Source organism: Priestia aryabhattai, assembly GCF_023715685.1.
In the GTDB taxonomy this organism is placed as follows: domain Bacteria; phylum Bacillota; class Bacilli; order Bacillales; family Bacillaceae_H; genus Priestia; species Priestia aryabhattai_B.
Genome location: NZ_JAMBOQ010000003.1, coordinates 670,337 through 687,072 on the forward strand (window position 1 = coordinate 670,337; position 16,736 = coordinate 687,072).

The 16,736-nt window shown below is 37.7% G+C and carries 16 protein-coding genes and 1 riboswitch; of the genes, 13 read left to right on the plus strand and 3 right to left on the minus strand.

Going from position 1 to position 16,736, the window contains the following annotated elements; genetic code table 11:
• Window positions 1-177 precede the first annotated feature (177 nt).
• From M3225_RS16525 to M3225_RS16555, 7 genes are all read left to right on the plus strand, one after another.
• On the plus strand, window positions 178-522 hold the full coding sequence (locus M3225_RS16525) for a lmo0954 family membrane protein (RefSeq protein WP_251395432.1): 345 nt from the start codon (window positions 178-180) through the stop codon (window positions 520-522).
• 36 nt (window positions 523-558) lie between these two features.
• Window positions 559-1,185 (plus strand): PspA/IM30 family protein, encoded by a 627-nt coding sequence (locus M3225_RS16530; protein WP_251395434.1) that lies wholly within the window; start codon window positions 559-561, stop codon window positions 1,183-1,185.
• A 141-nt stretch (window positions 1,186-1,326) separates the two neighbouring features.
• Complete coding sequence (gene liaF, locus M3225_RS16535) at window positions 1,327-2,055, plus strand: cell wall-active antibiotics response protein LiaF (protein ID WP_251395436.1); 729 nt, start codon at window positions 1,327-1,329, stop codon at window positions 2,053-2,055.
• Complete coding sequence (locus M3225_RS16540) at window positions 2,052-3,098, plus strand: sensor histidine kinase (RefSeq protein WP_251395439.1); 1,047 nt, start codon at window positions 2,052-2,054, stop codon at window positions 3,096-3,098. Before liaF ends, M3225_RS16540 begins: the two co-directional genes overlap by 4 nt.
• Window positions 3,091-3,717, plus strand: coding sequence for a response regulator (locus M3225_RS16545; RefSeq protein WP_251395441.1), 627 nt, complete (start codon window positions 3,091-3,093; stop codon window positions 3,715-3,717). Before M3225_RS16540 ends, M3225_RS16545 begins: the two co-directional genes overlap by 8 nt.
• A 132-nt stretch (window positions 3,718-3,849) precedes the next feature.
• Window positions 3,850-5,517, plus strand: coding sequence for a glycoside hydrolase family 13 protein (locus tag M3225_RS16550; RefSeq protein ID WP_251395443.1), 1,668 nt, complete (start codon window positions 3,850-3,852; stop codon window positions 5,515-5,517).
• 209 nt (window positions 5,518-5,726) lie between these two features.
• Window positions 5,727-6,869 (plus strand): THUMP domain-containing class I SAM-dependent RNA methyltransferase, encoded by a 1,143-nt coding sequence (locus M3225_RS16555; protein ID WP_155008271.1) that lies wholly within the window; start codon window positions 5,727-5,729, stop codon window positions 6,867-6,869.
• 47 nt (window positions 6,870-6,916) lie between these two features.
• Here M3225_RS16555 and M3225_RS29620 read toward each other — a convergent pair whose 3' ends face one another.
• Window positions 6,917-7,045: a hypothetical protein gene (locus M3225_RS29620; RefSeq protein WP_285885697.1), complete on the minus strand. Its 129-nt coding sequence runs from the start codon at window positions 7,043-7,045 to the stop codon at window positions 6,917-6,919.
• Window positions 7,046-7,447: 402 nt separating this feature from the next.
• A complete protein-coding gene (locus M3225_RS16560; RefSeq protein ID WP_251395446.1) occupies window positions 7,448-7,804 on the minus strand; it encodes an ABC transporter permease subunit in 357 nt (118 codons plus the stop codon).
• A gap of 131 nt (window positions 7,805-7,935) precedes the next feature.
• On the opposite strand from M3225_RS16560, the gene M3225_RS16565 reads away from it, so the two are divergent.
• The 5 genes from M3225_RS16565 (at window position 7,936) to M3225_RS16585 (ending at window position 14,130) form a co-directional block, all read left to right on the plus strand.
• Window positions 7,936-8,115 (plus strand): hypothetical protein, encoded by a 180-nt coding sequence (locus M3225_RS16565; protein ID WP_251395448.1) that lies wholly within the window; start codon window positions 7,936-7,938, stop codon window positions 8,113-8,115.
• A gap of 223 nt (window positions 8,116-8,338) precedes the next feature.
• Window positions 8,339-10,276 (plus strand): ATP-dependent DNA helicase, encoded by a 1,938-nt coding sequence (locus tag M3225_RS16570; protein ID WP_251395450.1) that lies wholly within the window; start codon window positions 8,339-8,341, stop codon window positions 10,274-10,276.
• A gap of 128 nt (window positions 10,277-10,404) precedes the next feature.
• Window positions 10,405-11,922 (plus strand): carboxypeptidase M32, encoded by a 1,518-nt coding sequence (locus tag M3225_RS16575; RefSeq protein WP_251395452.1) that lies wholly within the window; start codon window positions 10,405-10,407, stop codon window positions 11,920-11,922.
• A 97-nt stretch (window positions 11,923-12,019) separates the two neighbouring features.
• A riboswitch (purine riboswitch) is annotated at window positions 12,020-12,121 on the plus strand.
• Between the two features lie 103 nt (window positions 12,122-12,224).
• On the plus strand, window positions 12,225-12,818 hold the full coding sequence (locus tag M3225_RS16580; protein WP_251395454.1) for a xanthine phosphoribosyltransferase: 594 nt from the start codon (window positions 12,225-12,227) through the stop codon (window positions 12,816-12,818).
• 1 nt (window position 12,819) lies between these two features.
• The gene (locus M3225_RS16585; RefSeq protein ID WP_251395456.1) at window positions 12,820-14,130 is read left to right on the plus strand and encodes a nucleobase:cation symporter-2 family protein; all 1,311 of its coding nucleotides are present in this window, start codon (window positions 12,820-12,822) and stop codon (window positions 14,128-14,130) included.
• A 43-nt stretch (window positions 14,131-14,173) separates the two neighbouring features.
• Here the strand turns inward: M3225_RS16585 and M3225_RS16590 are convergent, their stop codons facing one another.
• Complete coding sequence (locus tag M3225_RS16590) at window positions 14,174-15,034, minus strand: LysR family transcriptional regulator (protein WP_251395458.1); 861 nt, start codon at window positions 15,032-15,034, stop codon at window positions 14,174-14,176.
• Between the two features lie 130 nt (window positions 15,035-15,164).
• Here M3225_RS16590 and M3225_RS16595 point away from each other — a divergent pair, with 130 nt between their 5' ends.
• A complete protein-coding gene (locus M3225_RS16595) occupies window positions 15,165-16,589 on the plus strand; it encodes an NAD-dependent succinate-semialdehyde dehydrogenase (protein WP_251395460.1) in 1,425 nt (474 codons plus the stop codon).
• Window positions 16,590-16,736: the final 147 nt, after the last annotated feature.

A 16,736-nucleotide genomic window follows, 5' to 3' on the forward strand; every position in this document is an offset into this window, starting at 1 on the left:
GGAAGAGCTTTTTTTATGTCAAAATGACAGCTTATCATAAGCTGTCATTTTTTTGTACAATCAGGCTGAGCTTGTTATCAGCCTCAGGTCTTAGGAGAAAATAAAGCTCTAGCTCGTTTTGAAAAAACGTCATAATCCTTAAACTAAGTATATAGAGAAGCGAAAGGAGGAAACAAAATGAAAAAAGTTGGTTTGTTTTTGATTGGAGCGGTAGCTGCTATCGTTCTTCTTGCAAATGCCGGTCCGATGGTAGGACTTGCGCTTGGCCTGGTTATTTTGTACGTAGCATGTAAAGGGTTTGTTAAAGCAGAGACCCCCTTTAAAAAATGGCTTTGGGGGTTTATTGGTGTTGTCGTACTCTTAACAACTGTTTCAAACCTCCCGGCCCTTGCTGGTATCATCGCAGCAGTAGTACTTTACATTGTATATAAAAAGTGGAATAGCAGCAGCTATGTAAAAACAGAACAAGAAGATCCGTTTAAGCATTTTGAACGTCAGTGGGCTGACTTAAATCAAAAATAATAAAATTTTACTTCATTATCTAAGGAGATGAACAAAATGAGAAACTTATTTACTCGAATGAAAGAAACGATTTCTGCAGACCTTCATCAATTACTTGATCATAAAGAACAAAAAAATCCAATTGCTGCATTAAATCACTATTTGCGCCAATGCGAGCAGGAGACCGAAAAGGTAAGGCAGCTTGTTGAGAGACAGTACACGTTAAAAGAACAGTTTAATCGCGAGTACCATATGGCGCTTGACATGATGAAAAAACGTCATGAGCAAGCACAAGTAGCACAAGCAGCTGAAGAAGCAGAATTACATGAATTTATTTTAAAAGAACATGCTCATTACGAAGAAAGAGCAAAGCGTGTAAAAGAATCTTATGAAGATGCATCCAAACAGTTAGAGAAGCTTGAACAAAAGTATGAAGAAATGAAGCATAAGGTAAAAGATATGCATATTCGCCGTATGGAACTAATGGGGCGCGAAAATATTGCCCGTGCGCATCATCGTATGAATTCAGTAATGAAAACAGAATCATCTTATGCGTCTTACAGCCAGTTTAATGAAATGGAAACCTATATTGACCAGCTTGAAAATCAAATTAATACAAATTATTATAGACAAACGGTAGACAGCAAGATTGCTGAATTAGAAAAAAGAGTAAAATCATCATAAAAAATCAGTGTTACTGCATAAAACATGGTATTCTAAAAAAGGCGTAGGTTTCTGCGTCTTTTTAAGGTGAGAGAATAGATATCTGCAGGAATAGCATCCAAAGAACGCTATGTCATCTACGAGGAGAAAGGAGAGGGAGCTGTGCAAAGCGTAAACAAAACAGAATCTCTTATGTTCATTTTTATTTGCAGTTTATTTGTCCTGTTTATTGAAATTATGTTTTTTCACAGCGGCTTGATCTTTTCTGTATTAATTGCCGGTGCGTTCATGTATATTGGGCGGAAAAAAATGAGAAGAAAACTAGGGCGCATTTTATTTTGGATTGGCGTTATTGGACTTGTGTTGAATATATTTAATACGGTTGCATTTAAGTTTTTAGTTATTGCTCTTTTTCTGTATTTTTTACTTAGATTTATTCAATCAAGAAAGCATCCGGTTGAATTCAGACCAACTGACGAATTTACACAGCAGCCAAACCAAAGTTTGGTGCAAGTCCGGCCAGTTTTCACGAATAAACTTCTTGGTAGTCAAAGAACCGAAGATTCAGTATACGAATGGGATGATATTAATATTCAAAGCGTATGGGGAGACATTGTTGTTGATTTAAGCAATACGGTTCTACCAAAAGGTGATGCGGTTATTTTTATTCGTCAAGTGTTTGGAAATATTAAAGTGCTCATTCCTTACGAAACGGAAGTATCTGTGAATCATTCTAAACTAGCAGGAAACGTAACGGTTTTCGGACATCAGCGCGGCTTTTCGTTCAATGAAAATTTGTCTATCAAAACAGAGGAATTTGAACAATCTGCTCATAGGGTGAAGATTGTTACAACTGTTGTGATTGGAGATTTAGAGGTGCAAAGGATATGAGTATTCTTCAACGGCAGTTATTATGGGGGATTTTCTCAAGTTTTTTTGTATTTTTATCCGTGCTCCTTACCGTGTTTTTCGCATATCCTGTTTTTCACCTTAGTGACTTATGGGAAACAAGCGTATTTGGCATGCCTTTTGTGCTGTTTTCCTTCAGTTTAAGCCTTACGATTGGAAGTGTGATTGGAGGAATCATGGGGTTTATGTGGAGACAACAGTGGACATATGTTGAAAACCGATTATATGAAATAGAAAATGGCCACCGGCATATGTCGGCAAATGAACCGCTTATTCAAGAAACGTCTCGAATTATAAGCCGTTTAAACAAAGTAGATCATAAAATGATTCTTCAAGCACAGCAATCTCAAAAGATGGCAACGGAAAAAGTAGAAAATCAGCAAAAGCAAGTGCAAGAAATCGTTTCTCAGGAACGAAATCGGCTTGCTAGAGAACTGCATGACTCCGTTAGTCAGCAGCTATTTGCCGCTTCGATGCTTATGTCTGCTATTACGGAATCCAACCTTAAGCTACAAGACTCCCAAGCTAAGCAACTAAAGATGGTCGAAAAAATGATTAATCAATCGCAGCTTGAAATGAGGGCTTTGCTTCTTCATCTTCGACCTGCAGCATTAAAAGGAAAATCGCTACAGGCTGGAATGAAAGAACTGATGAATGAGCTTGCTCAAAAAGTACCGCTTGAATTAAATTGGAAAATAGAAGGATTTGAACTAGATAAAGGCATTGAAGACCACTTGTTTAGAATTTTGCAAGAATCCGTATCAAATACACTGCGTCATGCAAATGCAACAGCTTTAGATGTACTGCTGATTAAACGTGACTTTTCCATTATTTTACGTATTGTTGATAACGGAGTTGGCTTTGATGTAGAAAAGGAAAAAGTCGGATCGTACGGCCTGCAAAATATGTATGAACGCGCAGTTGAAATTGGAGGCATATTAAAAATTATTAGTTTGCCCGACAAAGGAACAAAGCTAGAAGTAAAAGTACCGTTAGTAGAAAGAGAGGAGAAGCAAAATGATTAATGTGCTGTTAGTAGATGATCATGAGATGGTTCGTATTGGGGTAGGAGCGTATTTGTCGGCTCAAACAGACATTCATGTAATAGCTGAAGCGGCAAATGGTCAAGAGGCCGTTGAATTGGGGCTTCAGCTGCGCCCGGATATTATTTTAATGGATTTAGTCATGGAAGAAATGGACGGGATTGAAGCAACAAAACAACTTATTAAGCAGTGGCCAGAAGCAAAAGTGATTATTGTCACTAGCTTTCTAGATGATGAAAAAGTATATCCCGCTCTAGAGGCAGGGGCAACAAGCTACTTATTAAAAACGTCTAAAGCAGGAGAAATTGCAGCTGCTATTCGCCGTACATATGAGGGGCAATCCGTATTAGAGCCGGAAGTAACCGGTAAAATGATGTCTAAAATGAGAAAACCGTCTTTACCTCATGAAGAACTGACAACTCGTGAAATGGAAATTTTACTGCTAATGACACAAGGTAAAACAAATCAAGAGATTGCAGACGAATTATTTATTGCGCTAAAGACGGTAAAAACACATGTGAGCAATTTATTAAGTAAGCTAGATGTACAGGACCGGACTCAAGCAGTCATCTATGCCTTTAAACACAAATTAGTGGAGTGAGAATCGTTATTCAAAAGAGAATAACGATTTTTTTTGTGAAAAACCTATTTTTTTGCAGGTATTCATTATAAAATAGCGATATGCGTAAATGCGAACGCTTATGTAAAAGCACTATTTTGAGGGGTTGAGCACATGGAAAAGAAATGGTGGAAAGAAGTTGTTGCGTATCAAATCTACCCGCGGAGCTTCATGGATTCAAACGGCGACGGAATTGGTGACATTCAAGGGGTTATTTCAAAATTAGACTATTTATCTGATCTTGGAATTGATGTCATTTGGATTTGCCCGATTTATCAGTCTCCTAACGACGATAATGGCTACGATATCAGTGATTATAAAGATATTATGAAAGATTTCGGAACAATGGAAGACTTTGATGAGCTGCTAGATGAAGTTCACCATCGTGGAATGAAACTGATTATGGATTTAGTTATTAATCATACTTCAGATGAACACCCTTGGTTTGTAGAATCTAGATCTTCTAAAGAAAATCCATATCGTGATTATTACATCTGGCACGAAGGTAAAGATGGAAGAGAGCCAAACAACTGGGAATCTATTTTTAGCGGATCAGCTTGGGAGTTCGACGAAAAGACAAAAGAGTATTACATGCACGTATTTTCTAAAAAACAGCCAGATTTAAACTGGGAAAACGAAAAAGTACGTCATGAGCTTTATGAAATGGTTAACTGGTGGTTAGATAAAGGGATTGACGGCTTTCGTGTAGATGCTATTTCGCATATTAAAAAAGTGGCGGGCTTCCCAGATCTACCGAACCCTGAAAAGCTAGATTATGTGCCATCGTTTGAAGGGCATATGAATCGACCGGGAATTCAAGAATATTTAAAAGAGCTAAAAGAAAATACGTTTGCCAAATACGATATTATGACGGTTGGAGAGGCAAATGGTGTAACATCGGACAGCGCAGATGAGTGGGTAGCTGAAGATGGCGGAAACTTCAATATGATTTTTCAGTTCGAGCATATGGGACTGTGGGATAAAGGAGAAGAAAAACCGCTGGATTTAATCGAGCTAAAAACGATTTTAACTAGTTGGCAAAATGGTTTAGAAGAAATCAACGGCTGGAACGCTTTATATTTAGAAAATCATGACCAAATTCGTTCTGTAAATAAATTCGGCAGCGTAGCTTACCGAGTGGAAAGTGCAAAGTGCTTAGCTGCACTATACTTTTTAATGAAAGGAACACCGTTTATTTATCAAGGACAAGAACTTGGAATGACCAATGTTAAGTTTGATTCTATTGACGATTATGATGATGTTGGTATGATTAACTACTACCGTATTCAGCGTGAAAAAGGCGATTCACATGACGATATTATGAAAGTTATTTGGGAAACAGGCCGCGATAATTCAAGAACGCCAATGCAGTGGAATACAGAAAGAAATGCAGGATTTTCTACTGGGAACCCTTGGATGAAGGTAAATCCAAATTACGTAGATATTAACGTAGAAGAGCAGAAACGTGATAAGAATTCGGTACTGAATTTTTACAAACAGCTCATTACAATTAGAAAACAACATGATGTGCTGGTGTATGGAACTTATAAGCTGTTGGCAGAAGAAGATTCCGCTATTTACGCGTATACGCGAACATTAGAAGGTAAAACCGCTGTTGTTATTTGTAATATGTCACCGAATAATCAAACCTTCGAGTTCCCTTCAGAGAGCTCATTTGCAAACACAGAAGTGCTGATTCATAATTATCCGTTGGATACAAACGAAACGCTTGAAAAATGTACGCTGCACCCATATGAAACACGTGTATACTTACTTTCATAAACAAGTTGAGCAACCGATTGCGCAATTTTAAAGTGAAAAGCTTTTAAAAACAAATTTATATGCGACATATATAAAGAAACTGCTGGCTCTACCAAGAGCGAGCAGTTTCTGCATTTTGATAAAAAGACGGAGAAAGCTTTGACTACGGCGCATGTATATGGTACTTTTACACTTAGTGTAGATAATTAGAAACAAAATGAGGTTGAAAAATGGCGAAATATAAAATTATTGCAACAGCAGCAATGGGAATTGAAGCACTGGTCGCTAAAGAAGTGCGTGCTTTAGGATATGAATGTGAAGTAGATAATGGCAAGGTTATCTTTGAAGGAGACGAGCTCGCAATTGCTCGCTGCAATTTATGGCTTCGTACAGCAGATCGAATTAAAGTACAGGTTGGACAGTTCAAAGCTCGTACGTTTGATGAGCTTTTTGAACAAACAAAAGCATTAAATTGGGGAGATTATTTGCCCGTAGATGCACAGTTTCCTGTATCGGGAAAATCAGTTAAATCTAAATTGTTCAGCGTTTCAGATTGTCAAAGCATTGTGAAAAAAGCAATTGTTGACAGCATGAAAAAACATTATAACAAAACAACAGGCTGGCTCGAAGAAACGGGGTCAACGTTTAAAATTGAAGTAGCGCTATTGAAAGATGTTGCCACATTAACAATTGATGCAAGCGGTGCAGGACTTCATAAGCGCGGTTACCGCGTTGGGCAGGGGGAAGCTCCTTTAAAAGAAACGCTAGCGGCAGCTCTAATCATGCTAACACCATGGAATGCGAATCGCCCGTTTGTCGATGTGTTCTGCGGTTCTGGTACAATTGCCATCGAAGCAGCGCTTATCGGTCAAAACATTGCACCAGGATTTAATCGTGACTTCTTATCAGAAGAGTGGCCGTGGATGTCAGCAAGTATTTGGGACAAAGCGCGCGAAGAGGCAGAAGACTTAGCGAACTACGACCAAGTGCTAGATATTGCTGGTCATGATATTGACCATCGTATGGTAAAAGTAGCAGAGCAAAATGCATTTGAAGCTGGGCTTGGAGATTTAATTCAATTTAAGCAAATGCAAGTGCGCGATTTTACTACACCGAAAGAATATGGAATCATCATTGGTAACCCTCCGTACGGTGAACGTTTAAGCGATCGTCCTTCTGTTGAAAAAATGTACGCTGAAATGGGCGAGGCGTTTTCTAAGCTTGATACGTGGTCTATTTATATGCTTACATCTCATGAGCAGTTTGAACAGTACTACGGTAAAAAAGCAACGAAAAAACGCAAATTGTTTAATGGGTTTATTAAAACAGACTACTATCAGTACTGGGGACCTCGTCCTCCACGCAACGATTAATAAATACAAAAGCCAAGCGGTGTAAAACCAGCTTGGCTTTTTGTACGTTATTTCTTTTTTAAACCCCGATAAGCTAGCATTCCAAACAAGCCTATACCGAGCACGACAATTAATAAAATAAACCAAAATGTAGCATTAAGCAGGTATTTATATAGTCCGTCATAATAATTATGCATATACTCACCCCATTATGTTTTTTATAGTATGGGCGAGTAGCAGTGCAATATATGTATTCATTTCTTTTCAATAGCAGACTTAAAATGAGAAATGATTATCTTATTTCTAACATATTAAGCGCTACTTATCATCTACTATGTTTATTTCCTTTGTAATTATGGTTGAAAGCTATATTGCTGAAAAAAAGAAGTGGTGGATATTCCCTCATCCTCCCCATCGATATCTAACAGGTGAAGCTGCTTTACTTTTAGGTCCATTTTTAGCAGGTTCTTTATGGATTAAAAAGTTCACATATGGCCATTTTGGAAAATATATGTTATTAAATGCACTCGTAGATACATTTTTTGTTTATCCTTTTCACCGAATTATGAGGCGCGCAAATCTTTTTAAGGTAGGCACATTTAAAGAGTACCATCTGCTAGGTATCTTCCTACTGTAGCCATTGATGGTATCGAGAGTCGAAGAGCGATTTTTGGATATATTTTCCACTCTGACGCTCCGTCCATGCGAGCAGCTTCGAATAGTTCCTTTGGCAAAGTTTTCATAAACCCCGTTATAATAAACACACCGATTGGAAGCAAAAAAATTATGGAGACGATAATGACGCCTATTAGCATATTGACGAGCCCGAGCTTATTCATCAGTAAAAAGACAGGAATCATATTGACTTGAGTAGGGACGATCATTCCGCAAACAAAAAAATCGTATACAATCCATCCAAGCTTTTGAGGAAGCTGAATAATAGCGTAAGCAATCATGCTTGAAAACCATAGAAAGAATCAATTTATTAAGCCAGAGATACTGGTTTTGAGAATAAAATAAACAGCTGGTGTATAGAATGATAGTATTCACTTTTATAGTAAGCACTACAGAGAGAGGATGTTTATAAATGGATAGAAACACACAATTCACTATGATTCGTCAAGCGTTGGAAAATAGCTATCATTTAATGCAGCAGGGAATAGAAGTTAGAGGAGAGACGCTTACTCAGCTTGAACAAGCAAAAGCTGAATATGAAGCCGCCTTTTTATTGTCTCAGTCCACGGACTCAAAATTCCGCTGTAATTAATTTTTTAATAGCACTTATTTCGTTTTCGTTCTATATACACGTCTTTTATATAAAAAGTTCTGTCCTTACAGGCAGAACTTTTTTATGTTTAGCTCTTTTTATTGACATTTTAGGTAAAGTAGTCAATAATTAAGTTTTGCTTACATGAGAAATTTACTAGATAAAAAGAAGTGAAGCTAATTTTTATTGATAGATATTCACATAAATAAAGGAGTCAGTATCGATGATGAGAGAGCGGTTGCCTTTTACAATTGAGCGGGATGAAAATTTTTTTGACAAATTAAATGAATGGATAGGTGATGTTTTTTATGATCATCTTCCAGATGCAGGGTTAGAACTTCGAGACGAACAAATTTTTATGGCTTTTCAAATCGAACGAGCTTTTAAAGAAAAAAATGTAATCTTTGCAGAAGCAGGTGTGGGAACAGGGAAGACCATTGTGTATTTACTTTACGCTATTTGTTATGCAAGATATATCGGCAAGCCAGCTATTATTGCCTGTGCGGATGAAACATTAATTGAACAGTTAGTAAAAGCCGAAGGAGACATTGCCAAGCTCTCTGGTATTTTAGATATTAACATGGATGTTCGCTTAGCAAAATCTCAAGATCAGTATCTGTGTTTAAAGAAATTAGATGCTGTAACAGCGCGAACAGATAATGAAAACATTGAAGAAATTTATGATACGCTTCCTGATTTTGTTCATGATCATAGCGGTATGCAGTCGTTCTATCACTACGGAGACCGTAAAGAATATCCGCACTTAACAGATGAGGAATGGAATCAAATTAACTGGGATACCTTTCAAGACTGCTCGTCCTGTGAGCAGCGTCATAGATGCGGCTTAACGCTTTCACGTGAGCACTACAGAAAAGCACATGACTTAATTATTTGCTCTCACGATTTTTACATGGAGCACATTTGGACATACGAAGCCCGCAAGCGTGAAGGACAGCTTCCGCTTCTTCCTGAAAGCAGCTGTGTTGTATTTGATGAAGGCCACCTGCTGGAATTTGCTGCCCAAAAAGCTTTAACGTATCGCATTCAAGAAGATACGTTAGAAAATTTGTTAACGCGTCTATTAGAAAATGACGTGCGAGAAGAATTTGCTGTGAAGATCGAGCACGCTATCGATGTGTATGCAATGTTCTTTGACCGTTTAAGTGAAGCAAGCACAGAGATCGTTGGTTCTAGCCGTAAAGAAGTAGCCCGCACAAACGGATTACAAAGTGTAGGAAAAGAACTTTTATCGCTGCTTGAGCATATCGGAAACGAGCTTGTGTTTGAGAGTGAGACCTATACAGTAGACGAATATACGCTGAGAATTGTAGATGAGTACCTAGATCAAATTGATTATTCGCTGCGCTTATTTATGGACAACGAAAATGCCATCTACTGGGTGGAAGAAAACAACTGGCAGCTGACGTTGGTTATTATGCCACAAGCAGTAAAGGACGTCTTAAAGGAACGAGTATTTGCGAAGAAAATACCATATATTTTCACTTCTGCCACTCTTTCAGATAACCAATCGTTTGATTATTTAGCATATAGCTTAGGAATTGCAAAGCCGCTTTCTTTTTCCGTTGAATCGCCATTTGATTATGATGAGCAAATGAAAATTGCGGTAAAAAATGTTTCGGATGATCAAGAAGAAGCTTTTGCTGAAAAATTTGCCTTTACTGTTGCTCAGCTCGAAAAAACGAACGGACGGGCACTTTTATTATTTAACAGCAAAGAAGAACTAGAGATGTTTAAAGAAGCTTCAAAAGAGTTAAATCAGTACACATTTTTATTTGAAGGGGATCAAGAGATCAGCAAATTAGTATCTCAGTTCCAGCGGGAAGAAGAAACGATTTTATGCGCTGTTCATTTATGGGAAGGGTTGGATATTCCAGGACCTTCGCTATCTAATGTAATTATTTGGTCTCTGCCTTATCCGCCGAATGACCCGGTCTTTGAAGCAAAGCGCAATCAAGTAGTCGATCCATTTTGGGATGCGGATATGCCGTATATGCTTCTTCGCTTAAAGCAAGGAGTTGGAAGACTGATTCGCTCTCATAACGATAAGGGTCTAATCACGATCTTTATGCCAAAAAGTACAGATTCAAAAGTGCGTTCAATCATTGAACAAAATGTTCCAACGAAAATAGAAAACGTATAAAAGAAAGCGCGGCTACCACCGCGCTTTCTTTTATGTGTATAATAGATTGAATATTCAGTTATATACATACCGTTACTATTATGATAAAATAATTTATGGTGAAATAAGGAAAGTAAGGAGGAAAAACAATGAGAGAAGACATACAAAAAATTGAGAAACAGTTTTATGAATACATGAATAAAATCAAAAGTTATCACGAGGCTATCGGAGTGATGTATTGGGATTTAAGGACGGGTGCTCCAAAAAAAGGGGCAGATCAACGTTCTGAAGTTATTGGCATGATGTCATCAGACGCATTCAATCTTTCTGTTTCTGATGAAATGGCAGGTTTTATTGAAAAATTAACGAACCCCCAGTCACAGTCTTACATAAACGATATTACAAAAAAAGCAGTGGAAGAATGTAAAAAAGAATATGACTTAAATAAAAAGATTCCTCCGCATGAATATAAAGAATACGTTACGTTAACTTCAAAAGCTGAGTCGGTTTGGGAAGAAGCAAAAGAAAAAGCAGACTTTGCTTTATTTCAACCGTACCTTGAAAAAATTGTAGCGTTCAATCAGAAGTTTGTGGAGTATTGGGGGTATGAAGGAAACAAATATAACCGTTTATTGGACCTTTTTGAACCGGGGATGACGGTTGAAATCTTAGACGAGGTATTTGGAAAGCTACGGGAGCATATTGTGCCTCTTGTTCAGCGAATCGCCGGTTCAAATACAAAGCCGAATACGGAATTTTTATTCCGTACTTTCCCAAAAGAAGCGCAAAAGCAATTTAGTCTAGATGTGTTAAAAACACTTGGCTATGATTTTGAAGCGGGGCGACTTGATGAAACGGTCCATCCTTTTGCTACTGGTTTAAATCCGGGAGATGTGCGCATCACGACTAAATATGCCGAAAACGATTTCCGAACGGCTATTTTTGGAACGATTCACGAATGTGGACATGCTTTATATGAGCAGAATATTTCAAAGAATCTTGTTGGTACGGTTCTATGTGAAGGTACTTCAATGGGAATTCATGAATCACAGTCGCTGTTTTTTGAGCAGTTTGTCGGGAAAAATAAAGCATTTTGGCAACATCATTACGACGTACTAAAAAAGCATGCTCCGGGACAATTTGACGATGTAGGTTTAGATGATTTTTACCGAGGAGTAAATGAGGCAAAACCGTCTCTTATTCGTATTGAAGCAGATGAGTTAACGTATCCTCTTCATATTATGATTCGTTACGAGATTGAAAAAGGATTAATAAACGGGGAATATAAAGTCGAAGATTTACCGGAAATTTGGAATGAGAAATACGAAGAATATTTAGGGGTTCGTCCAAGTCACGATGGAGAAGGTGTGCTTCAAGACGTACACTGGGCCGGAGGAAGCTTTGGGTACTTCCCTTCCTATGCTCTGGGCTATATGTACGCAGCGCAGTTTAACCATACCATGTTAAAAGAATTGCCTAATTATGATGAACTTCTTGAAAAAGGAGATATTTCGCCGATTACAAATTGGTTAACACAACATATTCACCAATACGGAAAAATGAAAAAACCTCTTGAAATTCTAAACGATGTGACGGGCGAAGGGTTAAATGTAGATTATTTAATTCAATATCTAGAAGAGAAATATGGACAAATTTATCACGTATAAAAAGTGCTATAACCGAATATTATGTTTTGTATTGCAAGTAAATGTTCGAAAATATCTTTTTTAGATATTTTCAAATAAAAGATTTGCTGATATAATACAATTAACTCAATAACGCACTCATATAATGACGAGAATAGGGCTCGTAAGTATCTACCAAACTACCGTAAATAGTTTGACTATGGGTGAGCGATGAAGTTTGTTTTTCACTTTTGTGCGTAAAAGCTCAAAGACATTGCTCTACTCATATACGAGTGCAGCTATGTTTTTGAGCTTTTTTAATACAAACGTTGGAGGAACGAACTATGAAAGCTTTGCAAAACAAAATTTTAACAGATGGTATCGTATTATCGGACACGGTTTTAAAAGTAGACACATTTTTAAACCATCAAATGGATCCTGTATTGATGAAAGAAATTGGAGAAGAATTTGCTTCGCGTTTTGAAGATGCAGGAATTACGAAGATTTTAACGATTGAATCATCAGGAATTGCTCCAGCGATTATGACCGCATTGAAGCTAAACGTTGAGATGGTGTTTGCTAGAAAAAGAAAATCTTTAACACTTCAAGACGGACTGATTACATCAAAAGTATATTCATTTACAAAAAAAGAAGAAAATGAAATTTCAGTTGCTGATAAATTTATTCGAGAAGATGATGTGATTTTAATTATTGATGACTTTTTAGCAAACGGTCAAGCTGCATTCGGCTTGATGGATATCGTTCAAAAAGCAGGTGCTAAAGTAGGCGGTATTGGTATTGTTATTGAAAAATCGTTCCAAGATGGAGGGAAACAAATTCGTAAATCAGGCGTTAAAGTAGAATCATTAGCACGCATTCAGTCTTTATCAAATGGTAAAGTTGCATTTGTTGAAGATAAACCAACAGTGGAGGTTTAATATGAATAAAGGAAAAGTCTTTTCACTTGGTTTACAGCATGTCTTAGCTATGTACGGAGGTGCGATTGTTGTTCCGCTTATTGTTGGAGGAGCCATTGGCTTGACTCAGCAGCAGCTTACGTATTTAGTGGCGATTGATTTATTTATGTGCGGTGTGGCCACATTACTGCAAGTATGGAAAAATCGATTTTTTGGAATTGGTCTTCCAGTTGTATTAGGGTGTACGTTCACAGCCGTAGGACCTATGATTTCAATTGGAGGTTCTTACGGCGTTTCCTCCATATATGGTTCTATTATCGTGGCTGGTTTACTCATTGTCCTTCTTTCTGCTTTTCTAGGTAAATTGGTTAAGTTTTTTCCGCCTTTAGTTACGGGTTCGGTCGTAACAATTATTGGAATTACGTTAATTCCTGTAGCGATTAAAGATTTAGCCGGAGGAGAAGGAAGTAAAGATTTTGGCAGCTTGAGCAATTTAGGCTTAGGTTTTGGCGTTTTGCTATTGATTATTGTTCTGTATCGATTTACAAAGGGATTTATGCGCTCCGTCTCCGTTTTATTAGGATTAGTTGTTGGAACAATTGCAGCGTCTTTTATGGGAAAAGTCGATTTTTCCGGCGTGAAAGAAGAAGCATGGATTCATATGCCACATGTGTTTTACTTTGGGATGCCAACTTTTAATATTATGGCCATTCTGACAATGTTTCTTGTTTTACTCGTTGGAATTGTCGAGTCAACAGGCGTTTATTTTGCTGTTAGTGATATTTGTAAAAAAGAAGTGGATGAAAAAGATTTATCTAAAGGCTATCGTGCAGAAGGATTGGCGATTTTATTAGGCGGATTTTTTAACGCGTTTCCTTATACAGCTTATTCTCAAAATGTAGGACTTTTACAGTTGTCAGGTGTTCGCACAAGAAATGTTGTATTTGCAGCGAGTGGAATTTTAATCGTTTTAGGTTTTCTACCTAAAATAGCAGCCGTAACGACAGTTATCCCGAGCTCTGTACTTGGAGGAGCAATGGTGGCCATGTTTGGAATGGTAATCTCTTCAGGTATTAAAATCCTTAGTCAAGTTGATTTAGCAAAACAAGAAAACCTTCTTGTGATTGCATGTTCGGTTGGCATGGGTCTAGGGGTGACGGTTGTACCTGAACTCTTCAAAAACTTACCAGAGAGTCTTCAAGTTTTGACAGGAAGCGGTATTGTAATGGGGAGTTTTACAGCAATCTTTTTAAATATTGTCTTTAATATGATGAAATCACCTCGTACGCAAGTTGCGGAAACAAAGTTAGCAAATGAAGTGGTATCGAAATAAAAAAGAGTGCCCAGCGGGCACTCTTTTTTATTTGCTTTTCCTATTAAGAACGTGTTTTGAAAAACAGTGTGTAAAGCATCTTTCCCACGTCAGGGTTTTTCGCCACTAATGAAATTTCTCTTTTTAGCTTGAAGTCTGTTATAGGTAAAGCTTTAATATTTGAGCTTTGTAAGTGGCGCATAAAAATTTCAGGAAGAATTGAAATACCTAAATTAGCTGAAATAAATCCTATGATACTTTGAGCAAATTCAATTTCATTTGCAATGGGAATTTTTAAGTTATGACGATTGTACGCTTTTTCTACTAGCGTCCGAACATCGCACCCGGGGGGAAGAACTACAATGGGCTCTTCTTTGAAATCTTCAAATGATACGTTTTCTTTTTCGGCCAACGAGTGCTGATCATTAACAAATAAATAAAAGTCTTCTTTGAACAATAGCTTTGACCAGTAAGTATGTTGAACCTCTCGATCATCAAATAAAGCTCCATCAATTTTATTTCTTTCTAACTGCTCTACCAAATCGTAATAGTGATGCGAGGTTTTTATATCAATATGGCGATTGTGGTCTTTAGCAGAAGCCAGTTGATAAGGTAAGTAAAAAGCAGCCATACTTTGCCACGTTCCGATGGTTAAATCACAAGCTTCTTGCATAGACACTAATTTTTTTTGAAGAGCATGAACGCTTGATAATATCGATTCGCCTTCTTGTAAAAGAAGTTCACCTGCTGAGGTTAATTCTACTCCTGTAGCGGAGCGAATAAATAATGTAACTCCTAAATCTTCTTCTAGTTTTCTCATTTGCTTACTAAGTGCAGGCTGCGTCATATGCAGCTGTTCGCTTGCTTTGCTTAAGCTTTTTGTTTTGGCTGTTTCAATAAAAGACTCAAGCCATTTTGTTTTCATATTTATCACCTATAACCTTTTGTTATACCCATAGTATAGAAGGGAAGTTCTCATAAATCAATGAAGATGCTAGTGTATATAGTGTAGTTAACACAGCACAAAGAAATTCACACAACTAGGAGGATGAATTATGTATCCAAACAAACTATATATTAACGGTGAATGGACAACAACAGAAGAGAAAATTGATGTGGTCAATCCAGCAACAAAAGAAGTTATAGGACAAATTCCAAAGGCAGGCGCAAGGGAAGCAGCTTCTGCAGCTGATGCAGCGGCAACGGCTTTTAAAACATGGTCGAAAAAAACTGCTCAAGAGCGCAGTGCTATTTTAATGAGATGGCATCAGCTAATTGAAAATCATAAAGATGAATTAGCAGAAATTATGACAACGGAACAAGGTAAACCATTTGCAGAAGCTAAAGGTGAAGTGCAGTATGGTAATGATTATATTGCTTGGTTTGCTGAAGAAGGAAAGCGTGTATATGGTGAAACGATTCCAGCTCATCACACGCATAAACGTATCACGGTTAAAAAACAGCCTGTTGGCGTTGTAGCAGCTATTACTCCATGGAACTTTCCTGCAGCAATGATTACGCGTAAAGTTGCGCCAGCTCTTGCAGCAGGATGTACAATTGTTTTAAAACCATCTGAAGAAACACCATTTACAGCATTTCGTTTAGTAGAGCTTGCAGAAGAAGCGGGCGTTCCAAAAGGCGTGATCAATGTTGTCACTGGGGATGCAGCAGCTATTGGTGACACATGGCAAAAAGACGGACGCATCCGCAAATTAACATTTACTGGTTCAACAGCGGTTGGTAAACATTTAATGCGCGGTGCTGCTGATACTGTGAAAAAATTATCGCTGGAATTAGGCGGTCACGCACCGTTTATCATAACAGAAAATGCAGATTTAGACGCTGCTGTGAACGGCGTAATTGCTTCTAAGTTTGTCAACGCAGGTCAAACATGCATCTGCACAAACCGCGTATATGTACAAGAATCCATTGCAGATGCTTTCGTTGAAAAATTTGCAGCAAAAGCAGCGGAATTAACAGTAGGAAATGGATTAGAAGAAGGTACACAAGTTGGACCGTTAATTAACGACAAAGCGGTTGAAAAAGTAAAAGCACAAATTGCGGACGCTAAAAGTAAAGGAGCCAAAGTTGTGGTTGGCGGACAAGCTATAACAACTAAAAACGGTTTCTTTATGGAGCCGACAATTATCACAAATGTAACAGATGACATGAATTGCATGTTTGAAGAAACGTTTGGACCATTGGCACCTGTAGCAACATTCAAAACAGTAGAAGAAGCGGTAGAACGAGCAAACAATAGCCCTTATGGTTTAGCAGCTTACGTATTTACAGAAAACATTAAAGAAGCAACGTTTGTATCTGAAGAATTAGAATACGGCATTGTAGGGGTAAATGATGGCTCTCCATCTGCAGCTCAAGCTCCATTCGGCGGTTTTAAAGAAAGTGGCCTTGGACGTGAAGGAAGTCATTACGGCATTGAAGATTATTTAGAAGTAAAATATATCTCAATGGGACTTTAATAGAAAGCAACAGCAAAGAGAATTTCTCTTTGCTGTTTTTTTTATGCACTTCTGTAAAGAAAATTTGGAATAATAGTTCTTTAGCGTAATTAATTGCATTTCTAGAATGTCTGTGCAAGAATAAATAGTTCAAAAATGGTTTAGTTT

What these genes read in the sequence shown, in the direction of transcription:
- M3225_RS16525 (WP_251395432.1), top strand. Translation starts at nt 178, where the DNA reads ATGAAAAAAGTTGGTTTGTTTTTGATTGGAGCGGTAGCTGCTATCGTT.
- M3225_RS16530 (WP_251395434.1), top strand. Translation starts at nt 559, where the DNA reads ATGAGAAACTTATTTACTCGAATGAAAGAAACGATTTCTGCAGACCTT.
- M3225_RS16540 (WP_251395439.1), top strand. Translation starts at nt 2,052, where the DNA reads ATGAGTATTCTTCAACGGCAGTTATTATGGGGGATTTTCTCAAGTTTT.
- M3225_RS16545 (WP_251395441.1), top strand. Translation starts at nt 3,091, where the DNA reads ATGATTAATGTGCTGTTAGTAGATGATCATGAGATGGTTCGTATTGGG.
- M3225_RS16550 (WP_251395443.1), top strand. Translation starts at nt 3,850, where the DNA reads ATGGAAAAGAAATGGTGGAAAGAAGTTGTTGCGTATCAAATCTACCCG.
- M3225_RS16555 (WP_155008271.1), top strand. Translation starts at nt 5,727, where the DNA reads ATGGCGAAATATAAAATTATTGCAACAGCAGCAATGGGAATTGAAGCA.
- M3225_RS29620 (WP_285885697.1), bottom strand. Translation starts at nt 7,045, where the DNA reads ATGCATAATTATTATGACGGACTATATAAATACCTGCTTAATGCTACA.
- M3225_RS16560 (WP_251395446.1), bottom strand. Translation starts at nt 7,804, where the DNA reads ATGATTGCTTACGCTATTATTCAGCTTCCTCAAAAGCTTGGATGGATT.
- M3225_RS16565 (WP_251395448.1), top strand. Translation starts at nt 7,936, where the DNA reads ATGGATAGAAACACACAATTCACTATGATTCGTCAAGCGTTGGAAAAT.
- M3225_RS16570 (WP_251395450.1), top strand. Translation starts at nt 8,339, where the DNA reads ATGATGAGAGAGCGGTTGCCTTTTACAATTGAGCGGGATGAAAATTTT.
- M3225_RS16575 (WP_251395452.1), top strand. Translation starts at nt 10,405, where the DNA reads ATGAGAGAAGACATACAAAAAATTGAGAAACAGTTTTATGAATACATG.
- M3225_RS16580 (WP_251395454.1), top strand. Translation starts at nt 12,225, where the DNA reads ATGAAAGCTTTGCAAAACAAAATTTTAACAGATGGTATCGTATTATCG.
- M3225_RS16585 (WP_251395456.1), top strand. Translation starts at nt 12,820, where the DNA reads ATGAATAAAGGAAAAGTCTTTTCACTTGGTTTACAGCATGTCTTAGCT.
- M3225_RS16590 (WP_251395458.1), bottom strand. Translation starts at nt 15,034, where the DNA reads ATGAAAACAAAATGGCTTGAGTCTTTTATTGAAACAGCCAAAACAAAA.
- M3225_RS16595 (WP_251395460.1), top strand. Translation starts at nt 15,165, where the DNA reads ATGTATCCAAACAAACTATATATTAACGGTGAATGGACAACAACAGAA.